Here is a 17,742-nt window from a genome sequence, read left to right as displayed (position 1 = left end):
TTGATCAAAGGCTAGCCGATGGTGGATCCGGATCGAGCGCAACGCTCCAGCGTGACCGACGAACGTTTCCGAAACCGGTGATGTCGTGCTGATCCCCGAGCAGGAGCGCGATTTCCTCTGCGCCCTTTCCTACCTCCACCTTGCGTGTGGGCAGAGCGCGCGAAACTTGCCCCTGTTGGGGCTCGCTGCCCACGGTAATTTTCAGGATGTTCAACTGCTGCGGCTTCTCGCCTATGCACTGATCTCGGGAGGTTTCGGCGGTGAGGGCCTGACGGTTCTGGACAGACTGGAACATCCCAGGGCCAGCTGTCTTCACGCCTGCCTCTCAGCCTGTAGCCATGCGCTGGTGGGTCTTCGAAAGCTGCGTAGCAGCAGAGCAATTCTCAAACGATCATAAAGGGGCCTCCATGGCCAACGTCCTGCGTAACTTCATCGAGCGTGCGCCGGCCAACCCGGACTTAATGGTCGCGTTAATGCTGCTTCTGGCCGTAGCCATGATGGTCATGCCAGTCCCGGTCGTGGCGATCGACACGCTGATCGGATTCAATATGGGGTTGGCCATACTGCTGCTGATGGTTGCCCTGTATGTCAGCACGCCACTTGATTTTTCCTCTTTGCCCGGCGTCATTTTGATTTCCACGGTATTCCGTCTGGCGCTCACCATCGCAACGACGCGACTGATCCTGGCCGAGGGGGAGGCAGGCAGCATCATCCACACGTTCGGCGACTTCGTAATCTCAGGCAATATCGTTGTAGGTTTCGTCATATTTCTGGTCGTGACCATGGTGCAATTCATGGTCCTCGCGAAGGGCGCCGAACGCGTAGCAGAAGTGGCGGCGCGCTTCACGCTCGACGCTCTGCCGGGCAAGCAAATGGCGGTCGACGCAGAGTTGCGGAACGGTCACATCGATGCCAACGAATCTCGCAGGCGGCGCGCCGCATTGGAGAGGGAAAGCCAACTTTATGGCGCGATGGATGGCGCGATGAAATTTGTGAAGGGCGACGCCATCGCCGGGCTGGTGGTTATCTGCATCAATATGCTGGGTGGGATTTCAATCGGCCTGCTCTCGAAGGGCATGTCCTTCGGCGAGGTGCTGCATCACTATACTCTGCTCACGATAGGTGATGCGTTAATCTCGCAGATTCCGGCCCTGCTGCTCTCAATTACCGCGGCGACCATCGTCACTCGTGTAACTGGGGCTGCAAGCCTCAACCTTGGTACCGACATAGTCAATCAACTCACGTCCAGTAAGCGAGCATTGCGGCTTGCGGCCTGCGTCTTGGTTGTGATGGGGTTTGTTCCTGGTTTCCCGCTACCCGTCTTTCTGATCTTGGCCGCAGTCTTCGCCACCGCAAGCCTTGTCAAGGGTAATGGGCTGGGCGCCGGCAATGTCGATGCTACAACTGCAGCTCCAGGGGAGCCTCAAAAGGAAAACGTACCTGCGGAGGCATGTCCGATCGCCTTCTTCCTTGCGCCGAGCCTTACGGATGCGATCGACCAAGTCGAATTGCAACAGCATATTGCACGCGTTTCGCAACTAGTCTCAGCCGATCTCGGCATTATCGTTCCCCGCATCCCAGTCGCGGCCGACCAGCAGCTGCCCGAGTCGCAATTCAGGATAGATGTCGAGGGCGTGCCAGTCGAACAGGATTTGATTAATCCGACACAGCTAACGCTCACAGACGATCTGGCGAACATTGAATCGAGCGGCATCCCCTTTCGGCATGATGCAGAAACGGGCAGAATCTGGGTCGAACAAAGCCATGCACCGGCCCTCAATGCCGCCGGCATCGGGCATCACCGTCCAAGCGAACTCCTCGCGTTGCGTGTCCATGCGACGTTGACCCGCTATGCACCGCGCTTGGTGGGAATCCAAGAGACCCGCCAATTGCTGGGCCGGATGGAGCGGGAATATGCTGATCTGGTGAAGGAGGTGCTGCGCACGACGCCGATCCCTCGAATTGCCGATGTGCTGCGCCGCCTACTGGATGAAGGTATCCCGATCCGCAATACCCGGCTCGTCTTGGAGGCATTGGCCGAATGGAGCGAACGTGAGCAAAACGTCGCCCTGCTCACGGAATACGTTCGTTCTGGTATGAAGCGGCAGATCTGTCACCGCTATGCCACACACGGTATCGTGGCCGCCTTTATCATCGAACGTGAGACTGAGGATGTGGTGCGCAGTGCGGTTCGGGATTCGGCTGCAGGCCCCTACCTCGTGTTAGAGGATCGGCAAAGCGAAGCGCTGCTGTCACAGATGCGTCAGATCCTTTCCAGCACAGCACCGGGTCAGCCCCGCCCTGTTGTATTAACTTCAATGGATGTCCGACGCTTCGTCCGCGGTTTTCTCACCCGAAACGGGATCGATCTTGCCGTACTGTCTTATCAGGATCTCGCCTCCGACTTTACGATTCAGCCCGCCGGATCCGTCAAGCTTCCGCTTGGAACAAACAGTGGAACGCTAGGGGATTCTCGCACTATCCGGGTTGCCACCAACTGAAAGGCACAGCACTCGATGAAAGCTGAGAACGAAGCATGAATTCACATGAGAAAACACTCACTCCGCCGTTACTGTTATTTCGTCTGGGCTCACTTCTCTTCGCAATACTCGCCATTTTACCTCTTGGCGGTTGCGCCAGCTGGGATAAGCCGGCTCTTTCAGTGAAGGAGACGTCGCCCCCAGAGTTGCTCGGCGCCAATAAGGTCGATCCGGCTATGCGCGAACGCATTCTGCGCGCAGTCACTCAGGATGCTCAAGAGCGGGCGTTGCGGGATGATCTGAAGCAGCATCCTGACAATGTCGATGGGGCGATCAGTCTTACGAATTCTTTGGTGACGCAGAAACGCCCGCATGAGGCGCTTCAGGTACTCGAAAGCGTCTTAGTTGCGGATCCAGGTAACTTGCGTGCATTGAATGCGAAGGGAGTTATCTTGGATATTGAAGGGCGGCACGACGCTGCACAAGCGCTGTATCGGCAAGCTCTCGAAACAGAACCAGGGAATCAGATGGTGCAGCACAATCTCAACCTGTCGCTTGCGTTTGACGGGAGGAAGTCCGAACGGAGTACGTTGGCACAATCGCGGTAGCTGGGCACATGCACCAGACTCGCATGCGCATGCCAGAAGCGGTCGCAATTCCGGCTTATGTCATCAGGTGGGAAGCACCAGCTAGAGCACGTCCTGTTTAATCTGGTTCATACCCGGCAGCCTTGAAGTAGTTGGCACATTCGGCTGGCGTGAATTGGTGGAGGAGCGAGCCGACGGCGTCCCATAAAGCTTTGATAGTTCTTTCGGCTTTGGCGCGCATCAGCGCCTTGAGCTTGGAGAAGGCGTTCTCGATGGGGTTGAAGTCGGGGCTGTATGGCGGCAGGAACATGAGCCTGGCGCCGGCTTGCTTGATTGCCTCTCGAACCCCTGCCGCCTTGTGGGCGGGCAGGTTGTCCATAACGACTACGTCGCCCTCCTGTCGTGTTGCCTCACGTAATTTTGTTACCGGCTGCCTCACCAAGAATGTTACCCGCTCGCCAGACGTGTGGAATCTGAAGCGAGGTATGGCGCTGGGCCGCTGACCTCGCCGATGAGCCGCTGCACGGCTTGTTGTCGCCACGCCCTTACTCGCTTCTGCAGCGTGTGAAGCTGGCGCAAGCTGTATCGTCCTGGGTGACGGGCCTGGAACTCGACGAGAAGTTCAAGTGCGGTCTGATCCGGACGCTCTTCAAGGCATCGTGCCATCTCTTCCCAATGGTCCTTAAAGATGTCGGGACGTCGGCCACGCGGTTTGTCGTTGAGCCGACGATACGTCTTCGGCCCAACGACAACACCGCGTGCGCGAGCTGCTTGGCGCCACAGATTGACCCGCCGGACGAGTGTTTTGTACTGCTTGCGGGTAAATCGACCTGGAAACTGGACACACAGCTCGTCGAAGAGTTGCGTGGCATTGATGTTGGGGAATTCTTCCAATCGGCGGCAAACGATCGGCCACACCATGCGGAGCGCCTGGACGCGGGCTTGGCCAGGCTCGGCGTAGACCGGCTTCAGCTTCTCCTGCATCTTCGCGGCTTTCGCGGTAGGAGTGGGTGAGATCACCGGCTTGAGCGCGGCGGTGGGAGCCGCAATAAGGACTTGCGTCGAGACCTTTTGTAGACGTCGTAGGTAACGCGGTTTGGCTTCGGTGGAGAACGTCGGACGGATTTCGCCCGCATGCCAGGCACTCGACAGGCTTGCTACGAACGCGGCCAGGTCGGGTGGTTCGGATGTCGTCGGCGGCGGTGTTTCGTCGTCAGCCAGGGCTGCGAGATAGGCCTGCACAGCTCGTATCTCCTCCAGAAGCTTCAGCGGATCGAGGTCGGCGGCAATCTCGCGCAGCTTGCTCTTGGCAGCCATCGGGATGCCCTCCGCCTGCAGGAGACGCTCACAGGGCGTCTGCGGCGGATGATAGCGCTTGGCCACCTTCGCTCCGTCGCGCTGCTTGGCAGCCGGCTTGAACGAGGGCTGGAAGAAGTTCACGAACAGCCGGGATGCCGGTGTAGAGGCGCGTGATCGCTCTGGCCGCCGCCAAGCCTTCAAAGCGCCGATAACCCAGGAGCTTCCGTACAACGGCGCCATTTTTCTGCTCTATCCACGCTTGGTCGTTCTTACGGTAAGGCCGCGAGCGAGTGAGTTCGATGCCGTGACCAAGGCAATATTCGATCAGCCTATTGTTGACGAACTCGCTGCCATTATCCACATCCAGCGCTCTCAGGGCAAAGGGCAAGCCCATGCGGATGCGCTCGAGTGTCTCGACCACGAGGGTGCCTTCTCGGACCACGATGGGCGCGGCCTCCGTCCATCCGCTCGCGATATCGGTCAGAACCAGGCTGTGAACGTAGCTACCGCGGTTGGCCTCTCCGCAATGAGCAACCAGGTCCATTTCCATGCTGCCCGGAAGCGGCTCGTTCCAGTCAGCAAAGGTGCGCATCTTGATGCGCCGCCGGGGCTCTGGCACGACCCTTGGCTTCTTTTTCGTAGGCATGGTGCGCCTCGGCATTTGGAGCAAGCGGTCGATCGTCGCGGCGCTCATCGACAGGATCTTGTGGCGGATCTCCTCCTCGAGCTTCAAATGCCCATTGCGTTCCAGCGCCGGCAATAGAATGGGCAGCAGTGCCTTAAGGCGCTTGCCGCAGACTCGATCGGAAGCTTCCCACAGCACAATCAACGCGCCCCGAGCGGCCTCGTCATAGAGCGACGGGCGTTGACGGGTCTGCCGGCTCCTCGGCTGCGGGGGGCTGTTCAGGACACGGATTGCGGACTTTTCATGATACCCCGTCGCGGCGATAAACTCCTCCAAGATCCTGCGCTTGTCCTTAGTCGCTGCGGCCGCATAGCGATCCCTGACCGCATTGGCCAGTTCCATGCGCATGGCATGTGTCATGTTCGTCGTCATGATGCCTCCCTCGTGGTGAGAGCATCATGGCGGTATTCGCCTTCACGGGTAACATTTTAGGTGAGGCAACCAAGCCGCGCGGTAACATTTTCCTTGAGGCAACGCGACACCCTCCGACAATGTCGGGACCAGCACCTGCTCGACATAGGCCAGGAACACGCTGCCGTTCATGGCACCGTCGTAGACGAAGGGCGCAGTCATGCCCGTCAGCCGCAGCGCTCCGGTGAAGGTCGTGGTCTTCCAGTGACCATGCGGCACGCCGGCCCGGCAGCGCTCGCCGCGCGGCGCTCTTCCACGCAGGCGGGCCATCTTTGTGGAGAGGCCGGTTTCGTCGATGAACACGAGCTTCGCCGGATAGAGATCGAGCTGGCCGTCGAACCAGTCCCGGCGCCGTTTCAGAACGTCGGGGCGATCCTGCTCCAGTGCGTGTGCGGACTTTTTTGTATGTCCAGCCGCGCCTGCGAAGCCAGGCGCTCAACGCGCTGCGGCTGATCCGCACCGACTGCTCGTCCGAAAGCCGCTCCACCATCTCGTTCAGCGTGATGTCCTTGCGATCCTCGATCAGCCCGACAATGAAGGCTTCATGCGCATCGAGGCGGGAAGCGCGTTGCCACCCCTGCGGCCGGGGCGTCAACTCGCCGATCTTCGCCCGCGCAAACCAGCGGATCGCGCTCGATATCCCAACCCCGAACCGGGCTGCAGCTTGCCGCGCAGACATGCCTTCGTCCGAAGCCTTTAACACTCGGGACCGAAGATCCCCGCTCAGTGCTCTGCCCATCTTCCACCTCCGTAGACGTGGACGTTGAATCAGCAAAACACCCCATCGTCACATCACAATCGATTCATCAATCAAAGGATGTGCTCTAGAGAACAAAACTGACTTGAACGCTGAAGGCTTTGTCGCAGCACGCGGCTGCGCTTCAAAGGGGTCAGAACAAGATGGGGTGGTTGCCGCCCTCCCCAGACGGCATCGCAGTGTGCCAAAGTTGTGATCCGTAAAGGTCACGCAGCGGAGAGGATGGCAAATGAAGAATATTATGATTGGGGTTGATCTGGCAAAAAATGTTTTCCAGCTCCATGGGGGATCGATGACGGGGAGGTGCTGTTTCGCAAGAAGTTGTCGCGCGGGCAGTTTCTGCGTTTCATGCTGAGCCAGCCGGCCGCTGTTGTCGTCATGGAGGCCTGCGGGAGCGTCCACTACTGGGCACGCGAGTTGATGGCGCTGGGTCATGAGGCCAAGTTGATCGCGCCACAATATGTGCGCCCTTTCCGGAAACGTCAGAAGAACGACGCTGCTGATGCAGAAGCGATTGTCATTGCGGCGCGGCAGCCGGAAATGCGCTTTGTCGAACCTAAGACACCGGATCAGCAAGCGCGGGCTATTCTATTCCGGGCGCGAGAACGCATTGTCCATCAACGCACGGAATTGGTGAATGCGCTACGCGCAATGCTCTATGAATATGGGCATGTCGTTCCCGTGGGCATCGGACACGTCAAGCGGTTGGAAGCCATACTGAACGACACGGCTAGTGACCTGCCCGATCTCGTACGCGAAGAGGGCCGTGATCTCTTGGCACAAATCGGTGAAAAGACCGTCAGAATTGACAGCAAGACCCAGAAGCTAGCCTCTCTCGCCAAGCAGACCGATGTTGCCCGGCGTCTTCAGACTATGCCGGGTATCGGGCCAATGACCGCTGTGGCCGTCGAGGCGTTTGCCCCGACGATGGAAAACTTCAAATCGGGGCGCAACTTTGCCGCCTGGCTCGGCCTCGTGCCGCGACAGTTTTCGTCCGGCGGCAAGGAAAGGCTGGGCAAGATCTCGAGAGCCGGGCAGGTCGACATTCGTCGGCTGCTGATCATCGGCGCCATGGCTCGCGTGAATTGGGCGAGCCGCAAGGAAACATCCATTGAAACCTGGATGGTGCGTATGCTTGGAAGAAAGCCCCGAATGCTGGTGGCGATCGCGCTGGCGAACAAGATGGCGCGTATGATCTGGACGATGCTGACGCGGCAGGAAGATTATCGGAATCCGGCGCTGACGGCGGCTGCATGAACGCAGCTTTCGTCAATGTCGGCAACGAGGTGTGATAAGTCGATGACCTGAATGGGCGCAAGATCGAACTATCCGGATCGCCAGCGGCTTCTGAAAACGCCGCAAGTGAAGGCCTGACAGAAGACCGCATTCGATCACACGTTCAAAAGGTCAGAAACGACTTGCACAACGGGCGGCAACCACAGAAGAGCTGCTCAAAATCGTACGCGGCCTGTATCAACCAAAGACAGCTATTGCTGATTTGATTATAAGGTTACCGTCCGGGCTTCGACGCATCTGACGACCCGTGGCGGCGCAATAAACGTTCAGCAATTGCAGTGCCGGCGGTATCCGTGACCAGAGGGTCCGCATGATTTCCCGGTCGTGCCGAGTTTTCCGAACAGCATTTCCTGTGAGCGCGCGCTGGAACCAGCGTTGCGGGCGGTTCAATTGCCGAGACCTACGCGAAAACTCCGGCATTGGCGCTATCTCTACCCGGCCATCGACCATCATGCCCTGTCGGGTTTGTCGCGCCTGCTAAATAGTGGTGTGTGGCCCAATTTCGTACCGCGCTCTGGCTTAAATACCTGATCTTGATATCAAAACTTTATCCAGGTCTCTTTCAGCGAAGTTGGCACGATTTTTGATGCGCTCATCGTGCGTCAACAAAGCTCGGCAATTCTAGGCGGATCCGCGTCGTCATGGCTCCAGCGATGCCGGGCATCCCGCACACGCGGCGGAGCAGGTAGAGAACATTTCGCTATTGAGAACACGCAAACGGAAACCGCGGAGGGCCGGCCTCACAGATGATCGCGGGCGCAAACCTCAACAATAGGAATTTTCGATGATCGACGCCATCCCGCAACGTAATCCCCCATCTCCCGGACTTCTTGGGCAACGAAACCCACTTGGAGTGGTCGGCGGAATGGGAAGCTTGGCGACTGCTAAATTCTTGGAGGTTCTGGCTCGCAAAAGCCGAGTTGAAAGAGACCAGGATCACATCCCGTTTATTTGTCTATCGGTTCCCAATATCCCTGATCGTTCGCATGCAATTTCAATCGGCAGCGACGCCCCCTTGCGGCAAATTTTGGAACGCGCGTATTGGCTAGAGAAAGCTGGATGCGGAGCACTTGCTATCCCCTGCAATACTGCACATCTCTGGGCCACAGAGATTAAACAAGCGCTGTCAGTAAAATTTATCGATATGGTAGAGATCACACGACAAGCCATAGAGGACTCACGTGGCAGCGAAGCACACAACCTTCGCTCAATTTCCTTGGGAACGAGCGCCTCAATGCAAAATGGGCTTTACGCTGGACCAGATGAAAACGACTTCGGCAAAGAGTTTTTTCGCAACCTCAAGAAACTTCAGGATGATACCATCAAGATAATAGCTGACGTGAAGTCCGGTAACACAACAGATGCACAGGAAAATCTAATGAGACTTGTCCAAGCCGCCAGATCTTTCGAGCCCGACAAAATTATCCTAGCTTGCAGTGAAATGTCCGCGATCTGCGGAGATCTCGCAGACGACAATGACATTGTCGACCCGATTAATATCCTTGCTGACGCTTGCATTGACTGGTGGATAGCAGAAAGCCAATCACTTCCGCACATGTTGGCCGACCCGATCGTGGGGTAGAAAACGATGACCGCTTTAGTACTAAAAAAATGTTGGTTCCGACGCTTTGGCTCAGTAGCCGCCGGATATCCAGTACGCCGAGCCGCGAGGCAAGGCGGAATCTGCCAGCACGAAGGCGGAGAGAAGCAAGGGATGAGCGGATACGACCAACGTATGTGAACTTCGATAAACGTCGTGATCCTTGGCAACGACAGCCGCAGGCGGGCTTTCCATCAAGCGCAGAAACTGTCCGCGTAGCAACTTCCGGCGAAACTTTACCTGGCCCGTCATCTACGCTCCGTGAAGCTGGTCGGGTAGCAGCGGCGTCGTCTATGTTCGGAACCTGACACACTGACACGCTAGCTAGTTAACGCTAATTTCGAGGCATTTGCCGGATCTTGCCAGTTCAGGCAGCTCGTTTTTTTGCCGTTTGCCGACACGCAGCGCCTGGGTAATCACGGGCAGCGCCCCGCCTGTGGAGGGAACGTGACAGAATGGCTAAACTGCGAAATCAGCGATAAAACTCGCGCGATGCGAGGATTCCTTTAATCGCAGCGCAGAATCTTTGCTTCGAGCGCGGCTGCCACGAAAGCTCTTCGAGCGGCTGGCGGATGAGCTTCACCGCGCAATACCTGCAGACAGGCGTCCATCGCTACCTTCCGTTTCACAGTCTGGCGATGAAGATCACGGAGCAAGATCGCGGCCGCGTCATTGATACTGAACACGATACGCTCCGAGCTGTGGCGGCCAGCCTGAACAACGACTGGCCTCTCAAATCTGTTCAACGCGGTCATCTCACCGCTCCTCCACGGCCATCATGCGGCATAGCTCGGTCGCACCTCTTTGCCCAGCCGAACGGTTCCGTCCATCCTTGAGGATTGCTTCTGCTTCGCTAGCGTGAAATCTCAACACACAGCCCTCCGCGGCGGCGCCAGCCACATGTCGCCGACGCCTACACTTGTACTTTTTTCCGGTGCTCGACTTACAGGCAACGAGCCACTGCATCGCGGAGGTTGCATCTTCCAATATGGCGGCCCGTTTTGCAAAGCCGAAAAAAGCATTGCGCGCGGCGCTCACAGGTATTCGCCCATCGTATGCATCATAGCACGCTTTGAGGGCGGCTTCATGGATCAGACCTGGTGTGAAGGCAGCCTTGCACTTGGAACGTGGTTGCGCGTCCCAATTGTCAGGCTGCCGCTTTCGTGGTGGTGAGCTTGAATCCAACGGCCGTAAGGACTTTTAGTACTGTCGAGAATTCGGGGTTGCCGTCGGCGCTTAGAGCCCGATACAGCCCTTCGCGCGCAAGGCCGGTATCACGCGCGATCTTACTCATGCCGCGTGCTCGCGCGATATTTCCGAGAGCTTCGACAATCGCCTTGGCATCACCGGTGCTGAGTGCCTCGTTCATCGCCGCATGCAGCTCGGTCTCACTCTGAAACGGGGCCAGTTCGTCCGGCGGCGCCGATGCCGTCAGCGCATCAAGCATATCTGGCTGGTCGGAAACGTTGTGCGGCTGCCATTCTTCATCAGTCGCCCGTTCGCGAAGCCCCCGCTGCAGTTCCTCATCACCCTGGTTCAGAAACTCTTCCCAGTCACCCGCCGCCTTGAACGTCACTGCCCGACGAGCGGGGACGTTGAAAAGGACGGCCTTCTTGCCTGCGCGGACGAGACGCAGGACGTTTAGCGCCGTGCCCGGACTCTTGCCGTCCCAGATCATCAGACCGAAGTCGGCCTCGCGGGCCATGACGCGATCCTTCGCGGCATAGAACTGAAAACCCTTCGCCGACTTGTCCACACTGATATGTTCTTCCGGCCAGTTGCCAAGATTATTGCGGCAGCTTGCCCGGAGCAAAACACGGTGACCTCGGGATAAGACGTCTCTACGAGATACTTCTGAACGGCTTTGTCCGCACCGTTGGCGTCGCCGACGACAACGCGCAATCCGCTTTTCCTCACATTGTCGAGCCGCTCCTTGACCTGGCTTGGTAGCCGCGAGACGTGGCGCGAGCCTCCTACAAAAACCGTGTTCATTGATTGCTCCTAGTGCGTGTGATTGTAAGCGCGTGGACGCTCGCCGCACCTCCCTGCCCCATCAACACGTTTGTTATGGCGTTCATTGTCGATCCGGACCGAAATAGATCATCAAACAGGAGAACGCGACGACCGCGAACTGGATCGCCGTTCAGCACGTAGAGCCCTTCAAGCAGTTCGCGACGGCGCTGTGGATCCACCACGCCCTTCAATTGTGTTGGCGGACGCGTGGTCACGATGCAGTTCGCAACCGGGATGTTGAGGGTGGCCCCGATTCCGTTGGCCAACGTGATAACGGGTTGGACAGCTCTAACCCCAGAGGGCGGAACTGGAACCATCACATCGAGATTCGCGACGGTGGCGCGATGTGGGCCGCTGCCACCGCGATCAGTTCCTCAGCGGCCTTAAGGTCGGTCCGATATTTCAAGCGGTAGAGTAACTCGCCGACTTCCGAGCGTGTGGTGTCGTAGACGTCGTGCCCATATTCATTCACGCCGAGATAGACACTTCCGGTCGTATGGATGTCGAGCGCATATCCATCCGCCCACGTGCCTTTGATCTGTCTCGGGTGATAGCCACCATTGCGCATCTCGCAGTGCTCTCTGAGAAGCGTGAATGTAAATCATAAGTTACACCCGTTCAAGGTAACCCATCATCACTTTCCGTCGTCGGTAATGCGTTAAGTCACTCGTCAGCGACTGATGATGAAAAGATCGACGCCGGCGAGCTCGATCGACTTTCAAACACTTAGGACTGAGCTACGAGCTAGCTTGCTTCGGAACTTCTCGGAGAGGCCCGCGTGAAGCGATTGGCAGGGATCGTTCGCTCGCCAACATTGGGCGCGATAGGGCACAATAAGGGGGCCTCTGAAATTCGATGGTGAGAATCGTCGTCGGGCGCACCGCGCTGCCGCGAGCGCGGAACCCGAGGCGACAAATTCCGCGGTCACACGGCGCCGATCGGACATGCGATACCTCTTTGCAGAAGAGGCGGCAGTTCGCCACGCGTGATCGGCTGAAAATAGCGATGCACAAGAGCACCAGCGCTTCCGATTGTGGCGCGATCGTGGGGTCCCCTCGCCTGCCGCCGACGCGCCCTCGACTATGTCGAGGTGGCGAGCGGCGCCAACACGCGGCGCGCCTGCGCCGCCGATTGAAAGCTTTTTTGCGCTTGAGCGCGCCGCCAGATCTGGAAGTCCTTGCGCCCGCAGGTGGTCCGGCTCGATCATCACCGCCTGCGCGTCCGGGACCGCACGGAGGACAAGAAGTAGAACATTAGGCCGATCCGCCCCCACGGCCTTGCCCTGGCCGGAGGGCGCCGGAGCAGCGGTTCAAGAGCGATGCGGCCAAGCTTCGCCAAGCTTCGAGCGCCGCGACCGGGCGGGAGTGTCGGAAGACCCAAGGCCGATCTCGACCTTCTCGCCAGCCGGTTCTTCCGCACAAGGTCACCAGCAGCCCTTTGCGGAGAAGAAATCGATCCAGCCGCGGCCATCCTCTAACTGATCGGGGCGTCGGCCGAGGCAGACGATCTCGGAACGGCGCAAGCCGCCGGAAAAGCCAATGAGCAGGGTCGCGGCGGCCACGCTAAGTCCCCCGGTCGAGCGCCTCCAGGACGGCGGCCAGATCTTCGGGCGGGATCGCCTCCTTCCGTCGGGCGAGAGGCGTGCTTGTTGGGATGTCGGCCAGGACTGGTGATACGTGCTTTTTTTGTTCAGCGGGCGCCCGGCTGCGCACAATTCCAGGCGAGAAAGACGGCGGCGCTTGATGGTCGACACTGAGACCGACCTCGCGATATGCTCGTGCGCTCGGCTGTCGATCTTGTCCATGGTGCCGGAACACGTCACGAAGCCGCGAGCCCGCCCGGCTTCAAGAGATCAATCGAGCGCACGATGCGGTTGTCGTGAAGACGCAAACCCATTGAGCGATACGCGATCGGAGAAAGGCGGAGCAATGGCGAGATCGAAATTCGCCGGCAGCCCGGTGCGGGCGAAGTCGCCGGTGAGGATACTGGCGCGCGCGACGCGTGCGGTCACCGGATCGAGCTCGATCCCGGTGACGTGGGAAACCTTACGCAGTCCCTTTGGCATCAGCGCCGGAAACATTCTCGTCCCTATGCCCGCTTCCAGCACCCTGCCCCCGCGCCCGCCGGGCTGCAGCAATCCAGCCCGGATCGCCTGGACGATGAGCTGCGGCGTGAAGCGCGCATACCGGCTGCGGCGAGCGAGCGAGCGTATTCGGGGCGCCTCCTCGAGCTCGTCCGCCCTCCCGAAATCCGTCTTCGCCGGGCAACATGCCATTGGCGAGTTCCGATGCGCCGAAGCCGGTGAACCGGATCGATTGCGCCTGCTCCGGTCGCCGGACGATCTTCCGCTCGATCTCGGCGGCGAGCCGGATGGCGGCGAGGGGCGCTGTCAGGTCCAACCTCAGATGACGCGACAGCACCGCTCGGCCTCTTTGCGGTACTTGAGTTGCGTGGCCGGCAACTCGTGCAGCTCGCGGCATTCGCTGTTTGGCTCAAGACCAAAGAGGCTCAACTGACTCATGGTATCACCACAAGCGGCACTCTACTGCGAGCCCCCGACTACATCCCGTGTCGAGCAGCCTGCGTCGACCGGTGCTCCGCCTCGGCAAGCGGATGGCGTGTCTGGCCGCTAAGCCCTGCGGTTAACAAGGACTTACAGAACGCAGGGGTGAGCTTGCCGCGGTGGATCACGACGTTCTCGTGACCGATCGCGGCCCGGGCGTCCTGCCACTGCCGATTGTGGCCGCGCTGTTCATTGGATTTGACGTGGCAAGCGGCGAAGCCGGCGTCATCCAGCGTCGCCAACTGCCCCGCATGTACCGGCCGGTTCGTATGGATGTGCACCCACATCGGACCCGGCATTGCACCATTGCGCAGCCCCTTGGGTTGCAGCCTGATCTCGAACAGCGTTCCTGGCTCGCCCTTCAACGCGCGTAAATCCGCAGGCGTCAACTCCTTGGCCTCCCGCAAGAGTTCAAGGTACTTCTGCGACGGAAACGGGTAGGTCTTCATGCACTCGATCGTAGTAGCGGCCTTTCCCTCGTTCAAAACCTTGGCCAGTCCCTGCGCCTGGGACAACTTCTCCTTGAGCCGGACTGTTTTGTCGTGCACTTCGGGCACTTGCGCAGGCGTGAGTAGGACGCGCCGACGAGGCTCCTCCAACGCGCCCAGACAGGCCTGCATCTCGACGGCCTGCGTCTGCAGGCGCTCGACCACGGTGTCCACGGCGTGTTCGGCGTCCTCGGGTTTCATCTGGCGCGCTTGCGAGACGGCCCTTTGCTGACCAGCCAGATCGAACTGCAAAAGTTCGTCCAACCGCTCAAGTCCTCGCGTCAGCGCCTCCGTCGACGCCGGGGTCTGCCAGATCGCCAAGTGTGCCGCCGCCGCCGAGGCACTCGCGTGCGCCTCCTTCGCGCTCACGAGCTTCTTCGTGCCTAGTTCCGAGCGCACGAGAACCGTGGCTGCTGGCGCAGTGTCGCCGGCGCCCCGAGCGACTTGCGGCTCCCGCCGCCCGGCGGCCGAACTCCCGGCGCCAGCGGCCGGCTTGCTCTTGCCTTTCCCCTTCCTGTGCGCTGCAGTGCCTCCGGCCACTGCAGCCTTGCCGGCAGTTTCGGCCGGTATCGCAGCGCCAGCGTCGGCCGGCGGTGCAATGATGGCCGGCGTCTTCGGCTGCAGTGCTAGGAAGTGCATGACGTCGTGTGCAGTGATCCACGCGTCGTCCACGATTTGGCCCAACAGTCCCAATGGGAGGCCGGCACCTGTTCGGTCGACGCTCAGCTTGGCAAGAATGTCGTGCAACGCCAATCCAAATTCCGAAAGCCGCTCCATGACTCCTTCCAGAACGGCGCAGTGCTCCGCGTCGAGCGGGCGCCCTTCGCTGCGCAGAACAGCGTCATACGTCGAGAGGAATGCCGGAAAAACGTCGCCGATGAAGGTTCCCAGCAGACGCACCCGACCGTTCTCACCCATGAGGCCTTCGCTCACGGCTGCTCCGAACGTGCTCGCCAGCGGCTCAATCTCGACCTGCGCTAGAGCGACACGCGATTGCAGCTGCATGCACTTCGTATACAGTGCCCAGCCGGTATGCAGCCGCAGTGCGGCCTCTCCGTCCTGCCGCATCTCTGCCGTTGTACTTGGTAAGTTGACAGTTGCGGCGCAGGCGGCCCGCGCCCATTCCGAGCGCCGTGCCTTCTTTTCCCACCACTCCATGCAGGCCACATGGTGCTTCGCCACACTGGAAACCACTCGGCTCAGCTGGTCGCGGGGAGTGTTGGACCGGAGCATCCCGGGGAGCACGGCCGCCGCACGCATCCTGTCCTTTTCCAAGTCGTAGATAGTTGCGGTGGCCAGTCGGTTGCATTGGTGCGCCGCAGAGAGCGCCTCGTCGCGAAGTTGACGCGCCCGATCATCGGACAGAATGCTACGCGCCACAGGCCGGGGCAGGCTCGCGTGGTAGTCCAGAACTGTTGAGGCTGCATTGATGAGCCGATCGATCACCTCTTGCGCCTCCGTTGCGTCTAGGGGTTGCATGGCCGCATGACGGCGAGCGTCAAATTCCTCAAGCAGGCCGTTCATTCGTCGCTTTGCTGTGTTGATTTCTTCGTCTGTCGAGGAAACGGGAACTGCCGCACCCGAAATTGGCGGCTGGCTCGGGACCGGCGCCGTGTCTCCACCCTCCGAAAGTGAGGGAAAACCGCGCCGCCGCGCAGTGACTGGACGTGGCGTAGCGGCTGCACGTAGCGGAGCGCCGAGGATTGGATGCGCGCCAACGGAGGCACCGGAAGACCTGTCGCCAAGGGCATCATCGGCACCGCGCGCAATGGGAACGGAGGACGTCGTTCTCTCTAGAGCCACCGAGCGCATCCGTTCCACGACGGCGTCGAACGATTGGCTGCCTTCCCCAGGGACCCCACTTGATTGCGAGCGTGAACTGCTCGATCCGGCATCCCCAATGCGCGATCTCCCAGGTCGGCCAATGCCCGTCATATTCCATCTCCGATATAGGCGAGAATGCGCTGCTTATGGTGCTGCGGGCTGATGTCGCTCAGCCGTAGTGTCTTGCAGAGACAGAGTGGGGTTGTTTGCACGCTGCCTTCACCGGCACTGTTGCTCGCCCTTACGCCGAAGATAGGCTGCCACTCGACCCTCCGGCTAAGTGCATCCGGGCAACCAGGTCCGCAAAATCTTTGGCTTCCCGCGTCCGTTTGCCCCACGGCTACCGACTGATTCGTTTGGTTAGCCTCGCCAATGCGGTGAGTGTAAATCGGACGAGCCTGAGCCACTAGTTCGACCATACATGACGTTCGCATTCCTATGTTTCGCATTGAGTTCAGGCTGTTTAGGCACGGCAGGTCTGGATAGATCGCCTGGCTGACGATTAGCTGACGATGGCTTCTCCCGGATGCACAAAAAGAAGGTCCGACCTGGGTTAAGCGTTGGCGATCAGGCTGCGGCCGGCTCGCGAAAGCTCCAGGTCAGGCCGAGTGGGCTTGTGGTGGCGCTGTTCCGTTATCCAACGTCGGTCGCGAAGGGAGCCCAGACGGGGATATGGGGCGAGGGCCAGGCTCACAGCTTCCCTTTTCCGCGATCCCTTCGAGAAGCTGACGAGTCTAAGGGCCAATGATATCCGCGTTGATCGGCGCAATCGGCTGCATCTGCGGCCGGCCTCCCTGCCCGGCAGACAAGCGGGGCTTGCACCTCTGGTCACGAGCGACACGGGCTGAGCACAAGCGTCAGCAGTTCGTCCGACCTGCTAGCCGGCCTCCCCTGCGCACTTTTCGGCAAATGCATCAGCCAATAAAAAACCGGAGTCAGCTTGCTCCTGACGCCGGCCGTTTATCTTTTGGGATCGTCGCAGCTGATTTTTTCAGGGTGGTTCGATCCGGCACTGACCCGAGGGCGGGGGGGCTTGGGGGTACGAGCCGGTGCCGGACCGAACCGTCTCAGGCAACGCCGTCTATCTCGTCAGACATTGAGGCAATGGCGCGGCTAAACTGTGGCGAGAATGTGTCATAGAATCACCATTTCCAACACGCACTTCCAAAACGTGACTGGAAGTTTCGGACAAACGGGGCCGGATTGCTTGGCAGACGTTTGCAATTTAGACGCGAAACCGCGAACAATAGCCGCGCAGATTTCAAAAGGATCGAGGAGCTGACCATGGCAGGACGTGGGGAAGCATCCGCTCTGTCGATCCGACCGATCGAGGTGCGACGCGCGCCGCGACCAGCCGGTGCGTTTCGACAGGCGCGAACTCGACCAATGAATGACGCCCACTATGCCATCGACCATCTTGCCGGTCGCGCATCGTCGATGCCCGAGCAGCGAATGTGAAACGACAAACTTGGCTGTTCCAAGGCCGCCAAACGCCATGGCACGGACAAACAGGAAGCCCAGACCCTCCTGTCGCGTCGTCTCAGTCGAGACCTTCTAGAACAGCCCCGCGCACACGATCGTGCCAGTCGCCACCCGGCCTTGACAGAAGCTGCCTCTCTGGGTGGCGGCCGCACAGAAGCTGCCTCTCTGGGTGGCGGCCGCGACCAGATGGCGTATCAAAAGGTTTGCCAACACTCCTGAATGCTGAGACGGCGATCGCTAATGGCGGTGATGGGTGC

The 17,742-nt window shown here is 59.5% G+C and carries 12 protein-coding genes and 5 pseudogenes; 4 read left to right on the top strand and 13 right to left on the bottom strand.

What is annotated here, in order from left to right:
- Positions 1–4: 4 nt before the first annotated feature.
- Positions 5–316, bottom strand: coding sequence for a hypothetical protein (locus tag ABVQ20_RS36880; RefSeq protein WP_354464735.1), 312 nt, complete (start codon positions 314–316; stop codon positions 5–7).
- Positions 317–407: 91 nt separating this feature from the next.
- Between ABVQ20_RS36880 and sctV the strand changes: the two genes are divergently transcribed.
- Both sctV and ABVQ20_RS36870 read left to right on the top strand, forming a co-directional pair.
- A complete protein-coding gene (gene sctV, locus ABVQ20_RS36875; protein ID WP_354464734.1) occupies positions 408–2,501 on the top strand; it encodes a type III secretion system export apparatus subunit SctV in 2,094 nt (697 codons plus the stop codon).
- A 35-nt stretch (positions 2,502–2,536) separates the two neighbouring features.
- Entirely contained in the window at positions 2,537–3,088 is a 552-nt protein-coding gene (locus ABVQ20_RS36870; protein ID WP_354464733.1) for a hypothetical protein, read from the top strand.
- A 97-nt stretch (positions 3,089–3,185) separates the two neighbouring features.
- Here the strand turns inward: ABVQ20_RS36870 and ABVQ20_RS36865 are convergent.
- The 4 genes and pseudogenes from ABVQ20_RS36865 to ABVQ20_RS36850 all read right to left on the bottom strand — a co-directional run.
- Positions 3,186–3,512: pseudogene (locus tag ABVQ20_RS36865) on the bottom strand (transposase); the annotation flags it as partial.
- Between the two features lie 2 nt (positions 3,513–3,514).
- Complete coding sequence (locus ABVQ20_RS36860) at positions 3,515–4,450, bottom strand: hypothetical protein (RefSeq protein ID WP_354464732.1); 936 nt, start codon at positions 4,448–4,450, stop codon at positions 3,515–3,517.
- Positions 4,413–5,423, bottom strand: a complete 1,011-nt coding sequence (locus ABVQ20_RS36855) for a DDE-type integrase/transposase/recombinase (RefSeq protein ID WP_354464731.1) — start codon at positions 5,421–5,423, stop codon at positions 4,413–4,415. Before ABVQ20_RS36855 ends, ABVQ20_RS36860 begins: the two co-directional genes overlap by 38 nt.
- 108 nt (positions 5,424–5,531) lie before the next feature.
- Positions 5,532–6,201 (bottom strand): annotated as a pseudogene (locus ABVQ20_RS36850) (IS630 family transposase); the annotation flags it as partial.
- Positions 6,202–6,448: 247 nt separating this feature from the next.
- On the opposite strand from ABVQ20_RS36850, the pseudogene ABVQ20_RS36845 reads away from it, so the two are divergent.
- Positions 6,449–7,476 (top strand): annotated as a pseudogene (locus tag ABVQ20_RS36845) (IS110 family RNA-guided transposase).
- Positions 7,477–7,692: 216 nt separating this feature from the next.
- Here ABVQ20_RS36845 and ABVQ20_RS36840 read toward each other — a convergent pair.
- Positions 7,693–7,890: pseudogene (locus ABVQ20_RS36840) on the bottom strand (IS1595 family transposase); the annotation flags it as partial.
- A gap of 409 nt (positions 7,891–8,299) precedes the next feature.
- Here ABVQ20_RS36840 and ABVQ20_RS36835 point away from each other — a divergent pair.
- Entirely contained in the window at positions 8,300–9,097 is a 798-nt protein-coding gene (locus tag ABVQ20_RS36835) for an aspartate/glutamate racemase family protein (protein ID WP_354464730.1), read from the top strand.
- Between the two features lie 51 nt (positions 9,098–9,148).
- Here ABVQ20_RS36835 and ABVQ20_RS36830 read toward each other — a convergent pair whose 3' ends face one another.
- The 7 genes and pseudogenes from ABVQ20_RS36830 to ABVQ20_RS36800 form a co-directional block, all read right to left on the bottom strand.
- On the bottom strand, positions 9,149–9,367 hold the full coding sequence (locus ABVQ20_RS36830) for a hypothetical protein (protein WP_354464729.1): 219 nt from the start codon (positions 9,365–9,367) through the stop codon (positions 9,149–9,151).
- A gap of 254 nt (positions 9,368–9,621) precedes the next feature.
- Positions 9,622–9,870 carry a DUF982 domain-containing protein gene (locus tag ABVQ20_RS36825; protein WP_354464728.1) on the bottom strand — a complete coding sequence of 83 codons (249 nt, stop codon included), beginning with the start codon at positions 9,868–9,870 and terminating at the stop codon, positions 9,622–9,624.
- Between the two features lies 1 nt (position 9,871).
- A complete protein-coding gene (locus ABVQ20_RS36820) occupies positions 9,872–10,300 on the bottom strand; it encodes a DUF982 domain-containing protein (protein WP_354464727.1) in 429 nt (142 codons plus the stop codon).
- Positions 10,263–10,871: an addiction module antidote protein gene (locus ABVQ20_RS36815; protein ID WP_354464726.1), complete on the bottom strand. Its 609-nt coding sequence runs from the start codon at positions 10,869–10,871 to the stop codon at positions 10,263–10,265. Before ABVQ20_RS36815 ends, ABVQ20_RS36820 begins: the two co-directional genes overlap by 38 nt.
- 573 nt (positions 10,872–11,444) lie before the next feature.
- Positions 11,445–11,696 carry a hypothetical protein gene (locus ABVQ20_RS36810; protein WP_354464725.1) on the bottom strand — a complete coding sequence of 84 codons (252 nt, stop codon included), beginning with the start codon at positions 11,694–11,696 and terminating at the stop codon, positions 11,445–11,447.
- Between the two features lie 1,182 nt (positions 11,697–12,878).
- Positions 12,879–13,509 (bottom strand): annotated as a pseudogene (locus ABVQ20_RS36805) (lactate dehydrogenase); the annotation flags it as partial.
- Positions 13,510–13,687: 178 nt separating this feature from the next.
- Positions 13,688–16,114, bottom strand: coding sequence for a T3SS effector XopP-like protein (locus tag ABVQ20_RS36800; protein WP_435528495.1), 2,427 nt, complete (start codon positions 16,112–16,114; stop codon positions 13,688–13,690).
- Positions 16,115–17,742 lie beyond the last annotated feature (1,628 nt).

The sequence above is a fragment of the Mesorhizobium shangrilense genome (assembly GCF_040537815.1).
Classification (GTDB): Bacteria; Pseudomonadota; Alphaproteobacteria; order Rhizobiales; family Rhizobiaceae; genus Mesorhizobium; species Mesorhizobium shangrilense.
This window is presented reverse-complemented; position numbering and strand designations above follow the sequence as displayed.

Excerpts from the sequence above, each read along its gene's own strand:
- sctV (WP_354464734.1), top strand. The coding sequence starts at position 408 with ATGGCCAACGTCCTGCGTAACTTCATCGAGCGTGCGCCGGCCAACCCG.
- ABVQ20_RS36870 (WP_354464733.1), top strand. The coding sequence starts at position 2,537 with ATGAATTCACATGAGAAAACACTCACTCCGCCGTTACTGTTATTTCGT.
- ABVQ20_RS36855 (WP_354464731.1), bottom strand. The coding sequence starts at position 5,423 with ATGACGACGAACATGACACATGCCATGCGCATGGAACTGGCCAATGCG.
- ABVQ20_RS36835 (WP_354464730.1), top strand. The coding sequence starts at position 8,300 with ATGATCGACGCCATCCCGCAACGTAATCCCCCATCTCCCGGACTTCTT.
- ABVQ20_RS36830 (WP_354464729.1), bottom strand. The coding sequence starts at position 9,367 with ATGACGGGCCAGGTAAAGTTTCGCCGGAAGTTGCTACGCGGACAGTTT.
- ABVQ20_RS36825 (WP_354464728.1), bottom strand. The coding sequence starts at position 9,870 with ATGACCGCGTTGAACAGATTTGAGAGGCCAGTCGTTGTTCAGGCTGGC.
- ABVQ20_RS36810 (WP_354464725.1), bottom strand. The coding sequence starts at position 11,696 with ATGCGCAATGGTGGCTATCACCCGAGACAGATCAAAGGCACGTGGGCG.
- ABVQ20_RS36800 (WP_435528495.1), bottom strand. The coding sequence starts at position 16,114 with ATGACGGGCATTGGCCGACCTGGGAGATCGCGCATTGGGGATGCCGGA.